Origin of the sequence: Vibrio sp. 10N.237.312.B06 (assembly GCF_041464685.1) — a bacterium.
Classification (GTDB): Bacteria; Pseudomonadota; Gammaproteobacteria; order Enterobacterales; family Vibrionaceae; genus Vibrio; species Vibrio tasmaniensis_A.
Genome location: NZ_JBFSPI010000017.1, coordinates 51,079 through 69,478, shown reverse-complemented (window position 1 = coordinate 69,478; position 18,400 = coordinate 51,079). Strand labels below are relative to the sequence as shown.

General features: G+C 43.5%; 11 protein-coding genes and 1 riboswitch. Of the genes, 5 read left to right on the top strand and 6 right to left on the bottom strand.

Annotated elements, in window-relative coordinates:
* The first annotated feature begins 122 nt into the window (after positions 1-122).
* Complete coding sequence (locus AB6C75_RS06915; protein ID WP_372107455.1) at positions 123-950, top strand: hypothetical protein; 828 nt, start codon at positions 123-125, stop codon at positions 948-950.
* Positions 947-1,741, top strand: coding sequence for an FRG domain-containing protein (locus AB6C75_RS06910; protein ID WP_372107454.1), 795 nt, complete (start codon positions 947-949; stop codon positions 1,739-1,741). The genes AB6C75_RS06915 and AB6C75_RS06910 overlap by 4 nt, the downstream gene beginning before the upstream one ends.
* Before the next feature lie 873 nt (positions 1,742-2,614).
* On the opposite strand, the gene AB6C75_RS06905 is transcribed toward AB6C75_RS06910, so the two are convergent.
* Complete coding sequence (locus tag AB6C75_RS06905) at positions 2,615-3,895, bottom strand: cation:proton antiporter (RefSeq protein WP_372107453.1); 1,281 nt, start codon at positions 3,893-3,895, stop codon at positions 2,615-2,617.
* Between the two features lie 169 nt (positions 3,896-4,064).
* On the opposite strand from AB6C75_RS06905, the gene metH reads away from it, so the two are divergent.
* A complete protein-coding gene (gene metH / locus AB6C75_RS06900) occupies positions 4,065-7,742 on the top strand; it encodes a methionine synthase (protein WP_372107452.1) in 3,678 nt (1,225 codons plus the stop codon).
* A 115-nt stretch (positions 7,743-7,857) separates the two neighbouring features.
* Here the strand turns inward: metH and lysC are convergent, their stop codons facing one another.
* Positions 7,858-9,225 carry a lysine-sensitive aspartokinase 3 gene (lysC, locus tag AB6C75_RS06895; RefSeq protein ID WP_372107451.1) on the bottom strand — a complete coding sequence of 456 codons (1,368 nt, stop codon included), beginning with the start codon at positions 9,223-9,225 and terminating at the stop codon, positions 7,858-7,860.
* A gap of 109 nt (positions 9,226-9,334) precedes the next feature.
* Positions 9,335-9,512, bottom strand: a riboswitch (Lysine riboswitch).
* 176 nt (positions 9,513-9,688) lie between these two features.
* On the opposite strand from lysC, the gene AB6C75_RS06890 reads away from it, so the two are divergent.
* Positions 9,689-10,828: an alanine--glyoxylate aminotransferase family protein gene (locus AB6C75_RS06890; protein WP_017098877.1), complete on the top strand. Its 1,140-nt coding sequence runs from the start codon at positions 9,689-9,691 to the stop codon at positions 10,826-10,828.
* Positions 10,829-10,932: 104 nt separating this feature from the next.
* On the opposite strand, the gene AB6C75_RS06885 is transcribed toward AB6C75_RS06890, so the two are convergent.
* The 4 genes from AB6C75_RS06885 to AB6C75_RS06870 form a co-directional block, all read right to left on the bottom strand.
* Positions 10,933-12,696 carry a PglL family O-oligosaccharyltransferase gene (locus AB6C75_RS06885; protein ID WP_372107450.1) on the bottom strand — a complete coding sequence of 588 codons (1,764 nt, stop codon included), beginning with the start codon at positions 12,694-12,696 and terminating at the stop codon, positions 10,933-10,935.
* 96 nt (positions 12,697-12,792) lie between these two features.
* The gene (gene uvrA, locus AB6C75_RS06880; RefSeq protein ID WP_372047214.1) at positions 12,793-15,624 is read right to left on the bottom strand and encodes an excinuclease ABC subunit UvrA; all 2,832 of its coding nucleotides are present in this window, start codon (positions 15,622-15,624) and stop codon (positions 12,793-12,795) included.
* Positions 15,625-15,774: 150 nt separating this feature from the next.
* Positions 15,775-16,647 (bottom strand): UTP--glucose-1-phosphate uridylyltransferase GalU, encoded by an 873-nt coding sequence (galU, locus tag AB6C75_RS06875; RefSeq protein WP_135384584.1) that lies wholly within the window; start codon positions 16,645-16,647, stop codon positions 15,775-15,777.
* A gap of 154 nt (positions 16,648-16,801) precedes the next feature.
* Positions 16,802-17,449 carry a LuxR C-terminal-related transcriptional regulator gene (locus AB6C75_RS06870; RefSeq protein WP_372107449.1) on the bottom strand — a complete coding sequence of 216 codons (648 nt, stop codon included), beginning with the start codon at positions 17,447-17,449 and terminating at the stop codon, positions 16,802-16,804.
* Positions 17,450-17,726: 277 nt separating this feature from the next.
* On the opposite strand from AB6C75_RS06870, the gene AB6C75_RS06865 reads away from it, so the two are divergent.
* The gene (locus tag AB6C75_RS06865) at positions 17,727-18,284 is read left to right on the top strand and encodes a single-stranded DNA-binding protein (RefSeq protein ID WP_009847868.1); all 558 of its coding nucleotides are present in this window, start codon (positions 17,727-17,729) and stop codon (positions 18,282-18,284) included.
* Positions 18,285-18,400 lie beyond the last annotated feature (116 nt).

Genomic DNA, 18,400 nt, shown 5'->3' with positions numbered 1-18,400 from the left:
AACTCTTTACCATGCTGTTCAAAAAACACTCACGAAAGATCAACACGCCCTAGTACTTGTTGTTTTTATTATAGAAATAGATACTAAACACAAATAATCAGAATATATATCAAGGTGTGTCAGTGGCAGGTACCGAAGACTATCTATATCGAGTGAAGTTTATAAAACCCGCGCAGTTGTCGCTTTTGCTTCCCAGTCTTTCTCCTTCACAAGTTTTTTTAGAAGCGATAAATGAGAAGCCTGAGATGATGCTTTCTTCAGGAAGTGAATGGCATTTGGGGAATGTTGATTTTTTTGATCAACTGACTGGGTCTTTTGCTATTGGTCGAACGACTAAGACTACTTTAGAAAAATTTGATAAGGAAAGTGGTAATTTTATAGATCAATTGGATGATTCTAGCCCTTATACAACAGTAGTGTTTGATTGTCGTATAGGATTGCTAGGTATTGCGAAGAAGTCTAAATTGGCTCCAGATGCCGAAACCGTAGCTCGTAGAATTCGAGGGCTCTTCGAAAAGTCAGAAACAGTAATCCATACTGGATCCGAAGTTAAAGTTAACTTTATCCCTGACCCTCAAGGCTTTATTCAAAAGCTTAGAGCTGCCTATGCTATTAAAAGCTTTAAAGCTACGTTTACAGGCCCTAACCCAGTGGACGCAGATGAACTGTTTCAAAAACCTTTATCTGTATATGCACAACAAATTGGTGCACAGACAGGTTCACTTGAAGTTAAGGGTGAAGCTTTGAATGAAGAGGTAGCCGAAAGTATTGCTAAATCTACAGCTGCAACCGCTAATACTGCATCTGCTAGAATTATCCCAGCCGAGGGTAAAAAGGTAGTACCGATTAGGATGAAGGGTGACGCAGTTTCTGTTGTTGTTAGCTTAGATGCGTCATATCGTGATGTTTTGGCTCGAATACAAGATGAATACTCGAGGGTTCGAGGGTGATAACAGAAAGAAGAATTAGAACAATTGAAGAAATTTTGACTGCGTTGAATGAATTACCCAACCATTATATTTACCGGGGGCATGCTGATTCAACTTGGAGATTAGAATCAACATTGGAGCGTACGTTAGGGGCTTCATGGGGGGGTAATGTTAAACAGGTTGAAGAGCATTACTTGAACCTGTTTAAATCAAAGTATCATATTTACAATGACACAAACCATGAGCCAAAGAGCAAGCTTGCTTGGTTATCTGTTATGCAGCACTACGGAGCTCCAACGCGTCTAATCGATTTTACAGAGTGTCCTTACATTGCATTATATTTTGCTTTGGAAGCATATGACCCTCAAAGTAAGAAAGACTTGGCCATGATTGCACTGGATTATCATGCCGTATTAGATGCTTCTGTTGCCCATATTTCTACAAAAGATGGTGGTTTCAACAAGAGTCGCCGAGATATTCATGGTATTCAAGATCAGATATTTGATGAGGTAGTTGATAGATTCTCTTATGACATTGTGTGGATAACAGAGCCATTAGAAATGAATGTCAGGATTGATAGACAGGCAGGAACTTTTTTAATCTCTGGTAATAGAGAGCAGAAAATTGAAAACTTGCTTTCGTTGGATATATACAGCTCAACTCCAATGCTAAAGTTTGTTATTTCGAGTGAACTGTATGAAGGTATTTATGCTTTACTGCGGAAAATGAATATTAATGCTAAATCAATATATGGTGACTTATCAGGTCTAGCAAAGTCGATTAAGATGGATATGCAAGCGCATACTAGCTAGTGGTGTTATGGGTCTTAGCAAATAGCTTGCGAGATCCCCATTTGTGGGATGCCAACATAGTCAGGTTAGTTGTTTGATTGTGTCTTTAATGCAGCGAAATTACGTGTTCCAAATCCGCGTGTTGGGAGTTCGAATCTCTCCACCCCTGCCATATTTAAGGCTCTAGCAGAAATGCTAGAGCCTTTTTGCTTTCTGAAGCTAATTATGCGCCATTAGCAAAGCAGCGGATTCTCCGGTTTGCCAAAATAGCGCGTGTTGGGAGTCTAAACTTCTACTCCTGCCACATACAAAGCCTCAGCAGAAATGCTAGGGCTTTTTACGTCTGTTGCTTCTTCGAAGCAATGTTGGGAGAACTAGGCGTCCTCCTAACTTACCAATCTGGTTGAATCTCCGGAGTGCCGACTCAGTCCTCCTCTGGCATATTTAAGGATCTAGACTGCACGCCCCGGTAGAAAGACTAGACTCCTCTTGCTACTGCATCAGATGTTCTATAGAGAAGTTTCGGTTCTAGAACATTGGTGTGCGAAGCTTTAACTCTAATTACAATTCCTCTTCGATCGTGGTTCTCTTTCTACACTTTATTATGCTTTCAATACTTCACTTGAAAAGAAGGCCATGTATCTTTACTTAATTTATTTCCGTAAATGCTTTGTGTTTATCTTCGCTCGAATGCATTCAAACTGGTGGTTGCTTGTTGGCCTGTTTGGAAGCGTTAGGTACGACCAAGAGTCGTGATTGCAGATAGCAATCATGACTAAAGTAGTGGTCAGAGATAAGGGAGCAACTTGTAGGCTAGAGAGGCGTGCTTGTTGATGGACACAGGTACAAAAAAGGCCGCTTCTACTAAGCGACCTTCGTTTATATTTTTAGGTATTAATCCAATTCTTTCTCAGCTTGTTTCGCTTTTTCTATCATTGGAGTGATTGTTGATCCTTGAACCAGAATAGAGAACACAACAACAGCATAGGTCATAACGAGGATTATCTCTTTAACATCTATTGCTTTGTCTTCAATCACCCAGATACCTGAAGGGATTGAAAGTGCCATGGCTAGAGCTAAGCCTCCGCGTAAACCACCCCAAGTTAGAATCTTAGTTGACCACGGGTTGTAAGTTCTAAAGTGTTTAAATCCAATATAAGACAAGAAAACACTTAGGTAGCGAGCACTCAATACTAGAGGAACTGCGAACGCCATCAAAATCCAATCTTCTTGGTGGAACTTGAATAGCAGCATAGACATACCAATCAACAAGAATAGTACGCCATTTAAGAACTCATCTATTAATTCCCAAAAATGGTCTAGGTGATCCTCACTTTCCTTAGAAAATCCGATGAAGCGTGTCCAGTTGCCTATCATGATACCAGATACCACCATTGCTAATGGTCCAGATACATGCAGAACCTCTGCAAAAGCATAACCAGCTGTAGGAATACCGATGGTTAATAGCAACTCCATCGAGTGGTCATCGGTGTTGCTGATTAGATAGTGGAATATCAAACCTAGAACAAATCCGTAGACGATACCGCCAATAGCCTCTTGGACGAATAACATGGTCACGCTACCTACAGTCGGAGCTTCTGTGCCGAACGCAATGGTAAATAGGGTTACGAAGATAACTAGGCCAAAACCATCGTTGAATAGAGATTCTCCCTCGATTTGAGTAGAGATTCGTCTGGGAGCATCGAGCTTCTTCACTATTGCTAATACAGCTATTGGATCGGTTGGAGATATTAGAGAACCAAACAGTAAGCAATAAATTAAGTCAAATTGAATACCGATAAATTGACAGAACCCATAAAGTACAAAGCCAATAAAGAATGTCGAAAATAGTGTAGCACCAAGAGCGAGTACCGTTATTTCCCATTTCTGATCTTTTAGATTAGGTAACTTAATTCCCAAACCACCTGCAAAAAGTAAGAATCCCAGTATTCCTTTTAGGAGGAAGTCTTCAAAGTTGATACTGGCAACGGTTTCTGAAGCGATGTCAGCCAATTGGAACCAATTGTTTTGTCCCGCAATGATAATCAATAGAGATAGCATCATTGAGCCAGCTGTGATGGCGATGGTTGTCTGCATTTTACCAATTTTGGTATTAACGAAAGCAATAAGCATGGCTGCAGCGGACAAGAAGCATAAGGTGTAATAGACCGACATTGGGATTCCAATATGTAACAAAATATGAATATTAATTCTCGTTCTCTCATGCTCAAATAGCAAACATTTTTTTGTCATGACTTGGTCATTTACTTCATGTTTTAGACGTCTAGACTCCTTTTGAATGTGTGGTAGGATGGAGAGATAATTAAAGGAATGAGGTTGTATCGTGGGAAGTAATGTAAGGCAAAAGATTGACGCTCTGTTGAAGCAACGAATTTTACTGATTGATGGTGGCATGGGTACCATGATTCAGGATTATAAATTGGAAGAGCAAGACTATCGCGGTGAGCGATTTGCTGATTGGCATAGTGACTTAAAAGGTAACAATGACCTTTTGGTACTTACGCAGCCTAAGCTTATCAAAGATATCCATATGGAGTATTTGGAAGCCGGTGCTGATATCCTCGAGACCAATACCTTTAACGCTACAACCATCGCTATGGCCGACTATGATATGGAAAGTCTTAGCGAAGAAATTAACTATGCTGCTGCTAAGTTGGCTCGTGAAGCGGCAGATGAATGGACAGTGAAGACTCCTGATAAACCCCGTTTCGTGGCGGGTGTGTTAGGTCCAACTAACCGAACTTGTTCTCTCTCCCCAGATGTTAATGACCCGGGCTATCGTAATGTTAGCTTTGATGAACTTGTTGAGGCTTACTCTGAATCGACTCGTGCGCTTATCAAGGGCGGTTCAGACTTAATTCTTATTGAAACTATCTTCGATACGTTAAACGCGAAAGCGTGTGCTTTTGCGGTTGAATCTGTCTTTGAAGAAGTAGGTATCATTTTACCGGTTATGATCTCCGGTACTATCACAGATGCATCTGGTCGGACGCTTTCCGGACAAACAACAGAAGCATTCTATAATGCCCTTTGTCATGTAAAACCTATCTCATTTGGATTGAACTGTGCATTAGGTCCTGACGAACTGCGCGAATATGTCGGTGAGATGTCTCGTATCTCCGAATGTCATGTTTCTGCACACCCTAACGCGGGTTTACCTAATGCATTTGGTGAGTATGACCTTTCTCCCGAAGATATGGCTGAACACGTCAAGGAGTGGGCTGAAAGTGGTTTCTTGAACTTAATTGGTGGTTGTTGTGGTACGACGCCAGAACATATACGCCAAATGGCAGAAGCTGTTGAAGGTGTAACACCGCGCCAATTACCAGATTTACCCGTCTCTTGTCGTCTCTCTGGTTTAGAGCCATTGACGATATCCAAGGAATCTCTATTTGTTAACGTGGGTGAGCGAACTAACGTTACGGGCTCTGCTCGCTTTAAGCGCCTTATCAAAGAAGAGCTATATGATGAAGCTTTGAGTGTGGCTCGAGAGCAAGTTGAGAATGGCGCTCAAATTATCGATATCAACATGGATGAAGGGATGCTAGACGCTGAGGCGTGTATGGTTAAATTCCTTAATCTATGTGCGTCTGAGCCTGAGATCTCGAAAGTGCCAGTCATGGTCGACTCTTCAAAATGGGAAGTTATTGAAGCGGGTCTGAAATGTATTCAGGGTAAAGGCATCGTTAACTCGATCTCATTGAAGGAAGGGAAAGAGAAGTTTGTCGAACAAGCGAAACTGGTTCGCCGATATGGTGCTGCCGTTATCGTGATGGCGTTCGATGAAGTTGGCCAAGCTGATACTCGAGAGCGTAAGGTTGAGATTTGCACTAATGCCTACAATATTCTGGTTGATGAAGTGGGCTTCCCACCTGAAGATATTATTTTTGACCCGAACATTTTTGCTGTGGCGACAGGTATTGATGAGCATAACAACTATGCGGTCGATTTCATTGAAGCTGTAGGGGACATCAAACGAGACTTACCTCATGCGATGATTTCTGGTGGTGTATCGAATGTTTCGTTCTCATTCCGAGGTAATAACTACGTTCGTGAGGCTATCCACGCAGTATTCCTATACCACTGCTTTAAAAACGGTATGGATATGGGCATCGTAAATGCTGGGCAATTAGAGATTTACGATAATGTCCCTGAGGATTTACGTGAAGCCGTTGAAGATGTGGTTCTAAACCGCCGAAATGACTCCACTGAGCGCTTGCTAGATATCGCAACTGAATATCTAGAGCGTGCAGTTGGAAAAGTTGAAGATAAATCTGCTTTAGAGTGGCGTATCTGGCCAGTAGAAAAACGCTTAGAGCATTCCTTAGTTAAAGGTATTACCGACTTTATTGTTGAAGATACCGAAGAAGCTCGTGTTAATGCCTCTCGCCCTATCGAGGTGATAGAAGGCCCATTAATGGATGGTATGAATGTGGTTGGTGACCTCTTTGGTGAAGGTAAGATGTTCCTTCCTCAAGTGGTGAAATCTGCACGTGTTATGAAGCAAGCGGTAGCCCATCTAGAGCCATTTATCAATGCAACCAAAGACGTAGGTGCAACTAACGGAAAAATCTTACTTGCGACCGTAAAAGGCGATGTTCACGATATTGGCAAAAATATTGTGGGCGTTGTCTTGCAGTGTAATAACTACGAAATTATCGATTTAGGCGTGATGGTTTCATGTGAAAAAATCCTTAAGGTCGCTAAGGAAGAAAATGTCGATATCATTGGCCTTTCGGGTTTGATCACTCCTTCCCTGGATGAGATGGTGCATGTTGCGAAAGAAATGGAAAGACAAGGCTTTAAACTGCCTCTTCTCATCGGTGGAGCAACCACATCTAAAGCGCATACAGCCGTTAAGATTGAACAGAACTACTCTGAGCCTGTGGTTTATGTTAACAATGCTTCGCGTGCGGTAGGTGTTTGCACCTCGCTACTCTCTGATGAACTGAAACCCGCTTTCGTTGAGAAACTGGATATTGATTACGATCGCGTTCGCGATCAGCATAATCGTAAGAAGCCTCGTACTAAACCTGTCACTCTTGAAAGAGCGCGTGCTAATAAAGTCGCTATCGATTGGGATGCTTATACGCCACCGGCACCCGCTAAGCCGGGAGTTCACATCTTTAATGATTTTGATGTGGCAACTTTGCGCCAGTACATAGACTGGACTCCATTCTTTATGACATGGTCATTGGTCGGTAAATACCCTGCAATTCTTAATCATGAAGAAGTGGGCGAGGAAGCGAAACGCTTATTCAAAGATGCCAACGATTTATTGGATCGAGTACAGAAAGAGAAGTTACTTGAAGCTCGTGGGATGTGTGCGATGTTCCCTGCCAACAGCGTTGGCGATGATATCGAAGTGTATACCGATGAATCTCGTACTGAAGTGTTAAAGGTTTTACACAACCTTCGTCAGCAAACCGAGAAGCCAAAAGGTTTTAACTACTGTTTGTCTGATTACATTGCGCCGAAAGATAGCGGTAAAGCGGACTGGATTGGTGGCTTTGCAGTGACTGGTGGTATCGGCGAGCGTGAGCTTGCTGATGAATACAAAGCCAACGGTGATGACTACAACGCGATTATGATTCAGGCGGTTGCTGACCGATTGGCTGAAGCGTTCGCTGAATACCTGCATAAAGAAGTGAGAAAGGACATTTGGGGCTACTCGCCGGATGAGGATCTGTCTAATGACGATTTGATTCGTGAGAAGTACCAAGGTATTCGTCCAGCTCCAGGTTACCCAGCTTGCCCAGAACATACAGAAAAAGGAACGTTGTGGGAGTTGATGGATGTTGAAAAAGCGATCGACATGTCACTAACCACGAGCTACGCGATGTGGCCTGGTGCTTCAGTGTCTGGTATGTATTTTTCACATCCTGATGCCCGATACTTTGCGATTGCACAGATTCAACAGGATCAAGTGGATAGCTATGCCGACCGTAAAGGTTGGGATATGTTGGAAGCTGAGAAGTGGTTAGGCCCAAACATTAACTAGTTTGAATCTATAACGAGCTTTGATTCGTAACGTAAAAAAGAGAAAGGGTTGCTTAATAGCAACCCTTTTTGTATCTGTAATTTAGTTATTTATCTGTCGATGATAAACGGACTATCTACTCAAATAACTCTTGATGAAGTTTTTGAATCGCCAACTTAGACACAGATTCATCTAGCAAGAAGCATAGGTTGTGTGGGCTTGCTCCGTAACAAATCATACGTAGGTTGAAATCTTCTAGAGTGCCGAATACCTGCTTTGCATAGCCTTTGCTTTCGCTCATGTTGTTACCAATAAGAGCAACAAGGCATAGGTCGTGTTCAATATCCACAGAACACAGCTCTTCAAGTTCAATTCGAGCGGCTTCAGGTAACTCAGGAGCACCACCAGAGGTATCGGTTTGATCGAGAGTAAGTGAGACACTGATCTCTGAGGTAGTGATAAGATCGACTGAGATCTTATGTTTAGCCAGGATCTCGAATACCTTTGCCAAAAAACCATAGGCATGGAACATGTTAGCGCTGCGTAGCGTAACCATGGTTTGGTTGCAGCGTAGGGCAAGCGCTCTGAACAGAGGAGAGCTTTCAACTTGTTGACGAATCCATGTTCCACCAAGCTCTGGTGCTTTTGATGAGCCGACAAAAACAGGGATTTGATGGCGTAGTGCAGGAACCAGAGTTGAAGGGTGTAATATTTTCGCGCCAAAGTTTGCCATCTCAGATGCCTCACTGAAGCTGATCTCTGGGATAGGAGATGCTTTCGATGCGATGCGTGGATCTGTGGTGTAGATGCCTGGAACATCAGTCCAAATTTCTAAGCCAATCGCTTGTACCGACTCCGCAATCAGTGCAGCTGAATAATCACTGCCGCCACGACCTAACGTTGTGGTGTTACCTTCGCTGTCGGCACCGATAAAACCTTGGGTAACGACAACTTGTTCTTCGCAAAGTGGAATCAGTTTCTGCTGTGCAAGGGCTGCAATATCTTCCAGTTGTGGTTCTGCTTTACCGAAATCATCATTGGTGCGCATCACTTCTCTGATATCAAAACGAGCCGCCGGTGTACCACGTTCGCGAATGATTTGAGCGAGGATATGTGTCGACATCAGTTCGCCACATGCCACTAGGTGATCGGTGAGTTTGGTACTGGCTTGGAATGATGCGGCTTCTGCAGCGCTCGCAATATCATCCAGAATACAGTGCACATCTTTTTCAATGCTAATTGGGTCAGCTAGCTGAGCAAGAATCGTATTATGAATGTCGGTTAACTGTGTCACTAGTTCTTGGCGACGAGTTTTATCTTGAACACCATTCGCGAGTTCAACAAGCAGGTTAGTCACGCCAGAGCATGCGCTACTCACGACCAGTTTCGTATTTGAGTTGTTTTCAATAATGGCAGCACAACGGCTCATTGCTTCAAAGTTGGCAACACTTGTTCCACCAAACTTAGCGACATTAAAAGAACCAGCTACATTAGATGCACTCACGATATATCTCCCACGATTTCCTAAAATAAAATTACTGTTGGGTAATCCAACGTCCGATGTTTTTCGAAGAGAGTTTTAGAGCAAAAAAGAGAGGAATTATTAGAATAGTAACCTCAGAAGCTCTTCACCATATAGAAATGGCGACAGTTAACGGGATTCAGCCCGCTCAACCGATAATAAAGGTCCTGCATCCTTTTATTATCTCGGCACTGCTCCCCATGAATGTTTTGTATTGGAAATGCGGTTCCACAAAACACCTGCCTGGGCAGTGCTCCTCTTCTGCTAGATAGCCATTTCATTGAACGTGTTTGCGCAAATAATGTCAATCCGTAACGTGAGATAATTGAAAAATAATTTTAACAATTATGTGACACTGGTTTGACCTCAATACTTATGGCTAATTGCTGAGGTAATCAATTTGCTTTAGGGTGGACTGTTCACAACATTAACGTAAGGGATATACATGTCTAATTTAACACTCACTGCTGCTATCGATAGTTTTTATCCGCCACACCGAACGTTAATGGGGCCGGGGCCTTCAGACATTTCTCCTCAAGTTTTACAGGCCTTAAGCCGTCCAACCATTGGTCACCTCGACCCGCTATTTATTGCGATGATGGATGAGCTTAAACAACTTCTTAAGTATGCATTCCAAACAGAGAATGAATTTACGATTGCTGTTTCTGCTCCAGGCAGTGCGGGCATGGAAACCTGTTTTGTTAATTTGATTGAGCCTGGTGAAAAGGTCATTGTTTGTCGTAACGGTGTTTTTGGTGAGCGTATGCGCGAGAATGTTGTTCGCTGCGGTGGTGAAGCGATCCTTGTTGATGACGAGTGGGGTAAGCCCGTTTCAGTTGAAAAGGTAGAAAAGGCATTGGCTGAAAACCCCGATGCTGTTGCTGTCGCATTTGTGCATGCCGAGACGTCTACTGGCGCGTTATCGGATGCTCAAGCTATTTCCGCAGTCGCTCGCCAGTTTGATGCATTGTCGATTGTGGATGCGGTGACATCATTAGGTGGTGTGCCATTGTTGGTTGATGAATGGCAACTCGATGCGGTTTATTCAGGCAGTCAGAAGTGTCTGTCTTGTGTACCTGGTTTATCTCCCGTGACGTTCTCTCAACGTGCTGTCGATAAAATGAAAGCACGTCAAGCTCCCGTACAAAGCTGGTTCTTGGATCAGAGCTTGGTATTAGGTTATTGGAGTGGAGAAGGTAAGCGTAGCTATCACCACACTGCGCCTGTGAACAGCCTATATGCTCTGCATGAGTCGTTGGTTTTATTGAAAAATGAAGGCCTGGATAATGCGTGGTCACGTCACCATGCGATGCACCAAGAGCTTAAAGAAGGCGTAGAAGCACTAGGATTAAAGTTTGTGGTTGATGAAGAGAGTCGCCTACCTCAATTGAATGCGCTTTACTTCCCTGAAGGGATTGATGAAGCCAAAATAAGAACGCAGCTGTTAGAAGAATATAATCTTGAAATCGGTGCAGGCCTTGGCTCTTTAGCTGGGAAGGCTTGGCGTATTGGTTTAATGGGTTATGGCGCTCGAAAAGAGAATGTAGCCTTATGCTTAAAAGCGTTGCAAGACGTTCTAAAATAGTAGCTATAAGCTGAAGTTCAAAAGAAAAGCGCACGAGAGATCGTGCGCTTTTTTGTGCCTAACCGAAAGGTCAGAAATGGTGCTTTAGTTCCGAGATCTAAACATCACTCAGCAGACGACAGGTTATCTTCTTCTTGTGATACTCTTTTATACTGAATCTTGGAAAAGTCTCGATTTGGGAACAAGAAGCTCGCTTCCCTGCGAATTTGTTCTGCCTTGCTGTGATCACCTAATCCTTGATACGCGAGAATCAGGTTGCTGTAGAAAGCAGGCCTTGGCTTACTCTTTATGATCTCTAACGACCAATCTATATAAGGCTGGATCAGGCTAGGATCGGCTTTGTAGAGGCCGATATTTAGATAGGTACTGTACACGTCCCAATCATAGCGATCTTTCCATACTACGGGGTTCGTTACCTGCTTAAGAATGTCCGGGTTTTTCGGCTTAGACATTTCAAATTTAGTGAGTACATAATTGGTGTGTAAGGCATTCAGCATGTAAAAACTCACCAAGATAGGAACGACTAAGCTCGACACTCTGAATAGGGTTTTACTGACGATACTAAACGGCTGCTGATAGTGGCGAGAAGTCCGTTGATCGACCCAGTAAATCAAAATGATAAAGGTTATCCAGTGAATCGCCGAGTGGTAAAAAGGATACTCAAGCTGAGAATGTAAGAGTATTGGTATGAACAGCGCAAGTAGTGCTAGACGTGTTCCTTTCGCTGAGTTAGCTATGCGTGACATCACCAACACCGCAGCAATCAAGATCCCGATGATTGGTACTATTCCGCCCTCAACCCCCCAAAACAGGAACTCATTGTGTGGGTGATCCATTGAAGGAAGGCCGGGATGATAATTTGGGTTGAGTTGATGCTGGCGAGCTGTGTATAGCGTGTACTCGGATTCGAATTTCCCGTAGCCATACCCTGTAAATGGCTTTTCGATCATCATATCGAGCGCTTGCGGAAAGGTATAAGCTCGTGGGCTTTCTAAGTTAGCCCTTTTGCTTGCGAGGCTATCAGTTGTACTGAGGCTGATCACCGAAAAAGCGACGACGATACCGACTACCACTGATACACACCATCCGTAGAAGCGCTTCTTGGTCGAGAACTTGTAAAGGTAAGGCAGAATGCAGACAAACCCGATTACGGCAGCCAACCATCCTGTACGTGATGCAATGATGATCAGCAAAGGTACGGTTAAGGTTGGTGTCAGGTATAGTAAGAATGACTCGCTAATTTTGCGATTATATTTAGCAGGCTGTCTCGCTAAAAGATAAGCTGAAAGCACAAAACCGGTAGCTAAAAAGCTGGCCATAACATTCGGTTGTTGAAATATCCCATAAGGTCTATTGGCCGCAGTGTTATAACCAAATAGGTTGCCAGGTTCCAGTAAGAAATATTGCACATAGCCAAAAAGTGCTTGTAGGACGACAGCAAGAACAATGAACCACAACATGCGTTGTTTGTGTTTGTTACTGAATTTAAATTGCTGAAGCACCACGAATAAAGCGAAGCCCGCCCACAATCCCAGTAGTCGGCCTGATGCGGCTTGAGGAGCGGCGTTGCTGTATAAAATCGGCAGTGTGAGTATGATGCAGCTTATCAACAAGCCAATCGTTAATTTGGAATACTTGAGTACTCGGTTAGTAGCAAGTTGGTAGAAGCCAATCGCCAACGTAAAGCTAAGAGCTAACCAAGTGGTTGGATTAAAGGATAAAGCGAGGCCTGAGCCTCCAGGATTGGGCATGAAAAAGTGCATGGCTAATAAGAATATAACAGCTAAAGAGGCAAGGAATGCCTTGTTAAGCGGAAGCTGAGTTCTCTGATTTTCTAGCTGGGTACCGCTAGTATGTATTGTTGCCATAAATCCCTAACCTTATAAAAACAGAGCTTGTTCCTTCTGAAAAAAGCCCTGTTACTTTAACATTTTTCTGTCTGCTCGCAGGGAGCTATTTTACACCTACTTCAAATTTAACATAGGCTTAAGGAAGCGAGCAGTGTGCGAACCTTCGACTAACGCCACATCTTCAGGTGTACCTTCTGCAACAATTTCACCGCCTCCTTGACCACCTTCAGGGCCAAGATCTAGGATCCAGTCCGCTGTTTTGACGACGTCTAGGTTATGCTCAATCACGACAACCGTATTACCGTGATCCCGTAATCTATGCAGTACCGTTAACAGTTGCTGGATATCGTGGAAATGTAGGCCTGTTGTTGGCTCATCGAGAATGTATAAGGTTTTCCCCGTGTCTCGCTTAGATAACTCTCTTGCCAACTTAACACGTTGTGCTTCACCGCCAGACAAGGTTGTTGCTGCTTGTCCGAGGCGAATGTAGGAAAGGCCAACATCCATCAATGTTTGCAGCTTACGAGCAATAACAGGAACAGGGTTGAAGTATTCTCGAGCATCTTCGACAGTCATCTCTAGAACTTCGTCAATGGTTTTCCCCTTGTAGCGGACCTCTAGCGTTTCACGGTTATAACGCTTACCTTTACACACATCGCACGGTACATACACATCTGGCAAGAAATGCATCTCTACTTTGATGACGCCGTCTCCCTGACACGCTTCACAACGACCACCACGAACGTTAAAACTGAATCGACCTGGCTTGTAGCCACGAGATCGTGATTCTTGTGTACCTGCAAATAACTCTCGAATTGGAGTGAAAATACCAGTGTAGGTTGCAGGATTCGATCTTGGTGTTCGACCGATAGGGCTTTGATCAATATCGATTACTTTGTCGAAATGCTCTAAGCCTTTAATCTTTTTGTGCTGCGCCGGAACTGCAGTTGTTGCACCGTTCAATTGAGTGTGGGCGACTTTAAAGAAGGTGTCATTGATGAGTGTTGATTTACCGGATCCCGATACACCGGTAATACAGCTGAACAAGCCTACAGGGATTGTCGCAGTGACATTCTTTAGGTTGTTCCCAGTCGCGCCAACGATCTCGACGACCTTTTTCTTATCGATAGGCGTTCTTTGTTTGGGGATCGCAATTTCTTTGGCGCCGCTGAGGTATTGCCCAGTTAAAGAATTCGGATTTTCGATGATGTCTTGCATGGTGCCTTCAGCGACCACGTGACCACCATGAACACCTGCGCCTGGGCCTATATCGATAACATGGTCAGCGCAACGAATCGCATCTTCGTCATGCTCAACAACAAGTACGGTATTTCCTAAGTCTCTTAGGTGAACCAGAGTTTGCAGTAGACGTTCATTATCACGCTGGTGGAGGCCAATCGATGGTTCATCCAGCACATACATAACGCCAACTAAACCGGCCCCAATTTGACTTGCTAGACGAATTCTTTGCGCTTCACCACCTGACAGTGTTTCTGCACTGCGTGATAGGTTCAGGTAATTCAAACCAACGTTCACCAAAAAATGCAGACGATCATTGATCTCTTTCATCACTTTATCAGCAATTTGTCCACGCTGGCCGTCTAACTTCAACTCTTGGAAAAATTGTAGTGCGTCAGCAATGCTGAGCTGAACGATTTCTGGCAGTGTGGTATCGCCAATAAAGACATTTCGAGCTTCTAATCTTAAGCGTGTACCATCACAGCTAGAACATGATTTCGTTGATATGTACTTGGCAAGGTCTTCACGCACCGCGCTAGATTCAGTGTCGCGGTAACGGCGTTCTAACGTATTTAAAATGCCTTCAAAGGGGTGGCGTTTTACTCGGATATCACCACGGTCATTGATGTATTTGAATTCAACTTCAGTTCTACCAGAGCCCTTGAGGATGATCTCTTGGGTTTTCTTTGGTAGAGAATTAAATGGCGCATAAAGGTCAAAACCATAATGGTCTGATAGCGATGTCAGCATCTGGAAATAGTAATAATTCTTCTGATCCCAGCCTTTAATCGCACCTTCCGCAATACTTAGGTTATCATCTAAAATCACTCTGCTTGGGTCAAAATACTGTTGAATCCCAAGTCCATCACACGTACCACAAGCACCTGCCGGGTTATTGAATGAGAACAGGCGAGGCTCAAGTTCTTGCATGCTGTAACCACACTTTGGACAAGCGAAGTTTGCAGAGAATACGATCTCTTCTTGTTCTTTATCATCCATCCAACCGACTACGGCGATGCCACCAGAGAGCTCTAATGTTGTCTCAAACGATTCAGCTAAACGCTGTTGAAGATCTGGGCGAACCTTAAAGCGATCAACGACAACTTCAATGGTGTGCTTCTTGTGCAGTTCCAATGTTGGTGGATCGGACAAATCACAGGTCTCGCCATCAATACGGGCACGGATAAAGCCTTGAGCCGCTAGATTCTCAAGCGTTTTAACGTGCTCACCTTTACGTTCTTTGACCATCGGAGCCAGCAGCATCATCTTTGAACCAGCAGGCAGTTCTAAGACTTTATCGACCATTTGACTGATGGTTTGTGCTGCAAGAGGGGTATTGTGATCAGGACAGCGTGGTTCACCGACACGAGCATAAAGCAGTCTTAGGTAATCATAGACTTCAGTGATGGTGCCAACCGTTGAACGAGGATTGTGAGAAGTTGATTTCTGTTCGATAGAGATGGCTGGAGATAAACCTTCGATGTGGTCGACATCAGGCTTTTCCATGAGAGATAGAAATTGACGAGCATAGGCCGACAGAGACTCAACATAACGACGTTGACCTTCTGCGTAGAGGGTATCAAACGCAAGTGACGACTTTCCTGAACCTGATAATCCAGTGATAACCGTTAGCTTATCACGAGGTATGGTTAGGTTAATGTCTTTGAGGTTATGCGTACGAGCGCCTCTAATTTCTATTTTATCCATCTCAACAGACCATGTAATTTTAAGTGGCTAAAGTATTACATAGAGTGAGATTTGTGCAAAGTTTTACTGGATAAAAAAACAGTAAACAAAAAAGGGTGACTCAAAGAGCCACCCTTTCTACCAATTTAAACGTTGATTATTAACCCGTTGTCACGCTTCTTTCTTTGTCGAGTGTTTACCTAGTTCGATTTGCTTTTGGTCTTTTTTGTATAGATTTTCAAAGCAGTAGTTTGTTGCTTCGATATAACCTTCAACACTACCGCAATCAAAACGTTGGCCTTTAAATTTGTAAGCCAACACACAGCCTGCTTTTGCTTGTTTTAGCAATGCATCAGTGATCTGGATCTCACCGCCTTTGCCTGGTTCAGTCTGCTCGATCAGTTCAAAGATATCTGGAGTCAGAATGTAGCGGCCAATGATCGCTAGGTTGCTTGGTGCAGTACCTGGTTCTGGCTTTTCTACCATGTCATCGACACGGAAAAGATCGTCTTTGATCATCTCGCCCGAGATAACACCGTATTTATGAGTTTCGTTTTCAGGCACTTCTTGTACTGCAACGATTGAGCAACGGAACTGCTTGTATAGCGCAACCATTTGAGCCAGAACGCCTTGCTGCTCGTTCACACAAAGGTCATCAGCAAGCACAACGGCGAAAGGCTCATCACCCACAAGTTCACGACCAGTCAAGATAGCATGGCCTAGACCTTTCATTTCGCGTTGACGAATGTAGGTAAAGTTTGCTGCTTCAATCGTCTCACGAATATTGATCAGCAAGTCTTCTTTATTGGTACCGCTAATTTGGTGCTCTAGCTCGTAGTTCTTATCAAAGTGATCCATCAGAGAATGCTTACCACGACCGGTAACGATGCACATTCCATCCATACCGGCTTCGATAGCTTCCTCTACACCGTATTCAATCAGAGGTTTGTTTACTACAGGCATCATTTCTTTCGGCATTGACTTAGTTGCTGGTAAAAAACGTGTACCGTAGCCTGCTGCCGGGAAAAGGCACTTTTTGATCATGATAAGACCCTTTATCTATAATAATTATTGATTCAACTGATTTGTTGATATTTCTGAGGGCAACTCTAGCATATGTTATGTCGAAATTTCAGCAACAATACCAATGATTACTCGAGCTTCCCTCAAAATTATTGTCAGATTAGAGGCGGAGTGGTTATGCAAGCAAGTTTTGGTTTGCCCATGCAATAGCTTGGACTCTATTTTTCACCGCTAACTTACGGAATATTTGATAGAGGTGGGATTTGACCGTGAATTCGCTAATGAAAAGGTCATCGGCTATTTGAGTATTTGATGATCCTGATTGAAGGCAGCGAATGACTTGGATTTCACGAATAGTTAAATCAACATTGGTTGGGGTCGTATTGGTATTGACCATGTTACGATAATAAAACAGAAGTTGATTAGTCACCTTCCTAGGTAGCCAGTTGTCACCATCGCTCACTTCTTGAAGACCACGAGCAATCTTGTCCTTTTGTTCAGTGTTGTAAAAGAGTCCTTTTAGTACCCCATAGGTAAGAAGCTCTGAGGTTGGAAGTTGCTGGGGGACATTGAATAAAATGATTTCGTGATTTTTCCACATAACAGTCAGGTTAGGACAAATAACCAGTAGTTGTGGTACCTCTCTATAATCGACGAGCAAGATCCGGTTACTCTGCTTTCTATCAACTAACATTAATTCGTCGGGTGTCATTTTGTAGAGAATAATAGATAAGTGCTTTTCTATCTCCTTTACATGTAGATAGGTATCGTTTGGGTCGATGCACAGAAAGTGTAAAGTGCGAGCGTATCTTGATTTTCTCATTGAAACGTCCTGTTTGAGTGGGATTAGATTCCACGTTGTCATGCAGGCTTTCGCTTCTCTAGCGCCTTGATAGTGACTTGCGTTGAATATCAATTATCAAAGTAAATGAGTGGTTTGTAAGTGGAGAAAAAAGCAACATCGCTCTGAATATCATGATTTGTTACGTTTTTATTCTTTGTGGTGGAGTGAGAATAGGAAGCGATTTATCACAGCAGAAAAGCATGCTATTCTTGTGCGCTAAAATTTTCTGAGACTATGAATTTAGACGGAGCAAATCATGGCTAGCCGTGGAGTTAACAAAGTTATATTAGTGGGTAACCTAGGTAATGACCCTGAAATTCGTTACATGCCAAATGGCGGTGCAGTAGCGAACATTACCATTGCAACGTCAGAGTCATGGCGTGACAAAGCAACTGGCGAACAGCGCGAAAAAACAGAATGGCACCGTGTTGCTCTGTTTGGCAAGCTGGCGGAAGTTGCTGGTGAGTACCTACGTAAAGGTTCCCAAGTTTACATTGAAGGTCAACTTCAAACGCGTAAATGGCAAGATCAAAGCGGTCAAGATCGCTACACAACAGAAGTCGTTGTTCAAGGCTTCAACGGTGTAATGCAAATGCTTGGCGGTCGTGCTCAAGGCGGTGCTCCTGCCCAAGGTGGTATGGGTAACAACCAACAGCAAGGTAGTTGGGGGCAACCACAGCAGCCACAACAACAGCAGCAACAATACAGTGCGCCAGCTCAACAGCAGCCGAAAGCACCTCAACAAGCTCCTCAGCAGGCTCAACCTCAATATAATGAGCCGCCGATGGATTTTGATGATGACATCCCATTTTGAGCACTGTTTTTAATATATTATAAAAGCAGTATTAAATTGGAAGAAGCCGCGTTCATCGCGGCTTTTTGTTACCTACAATTCTTAACGCTTTATTTACAACGTCAATTTATAGTATA

Coding starts and splice junctions, on each gene's coding strand:
- AB6C75_RS06885 (WP_372107450.1), bottom strand. CDS start 12,696: ATGGCAACAATACATACTAGCGGTACCCAGCTAGAAAATCAGAGAACT.
- galU (WP_135384584.1), bottom strand. CDS start 16,647: ATGATCAAAAAGTGCCTTTTCCCGGCAGCAGGCTACGGTACACGTTTT.
- uvrA (WP_372047214.1), bottom strand. CDS start 15,624: ATGGATAAAATAGAAATTAGAGGCGCTCGTACGCATAACCTCAAAGAC.
- AB6C75_RS06870 (WP_372107449.1), bottom strand. CDS start 17,449: ATGAGAAAATCAAGATACGCTCGCACTTTACACTTTCTGTGCATCGAC.
- AB6C75_RS06890 (WP_017098877.1), top strand. CDS start 9,689: ATGTCTAATTTAACACTCACTGCTGCTATCGATAGTTTTTATCCGCCA.
- AB6C75_RS06865 (WP_009847868.1), top strand. CDS start 17,727: ATGGCTAGCCGTGGAGTTAACAAAGTTATATTAGTGGGTAACCTAGGT.
- AB6C75_RS06905 (WP_372107453.1), bottom strand. CDS start 3,895: ATGTCGGTCTATTACACCTTATGCTTCTTGTCCGCTGCAGCCATGCTT.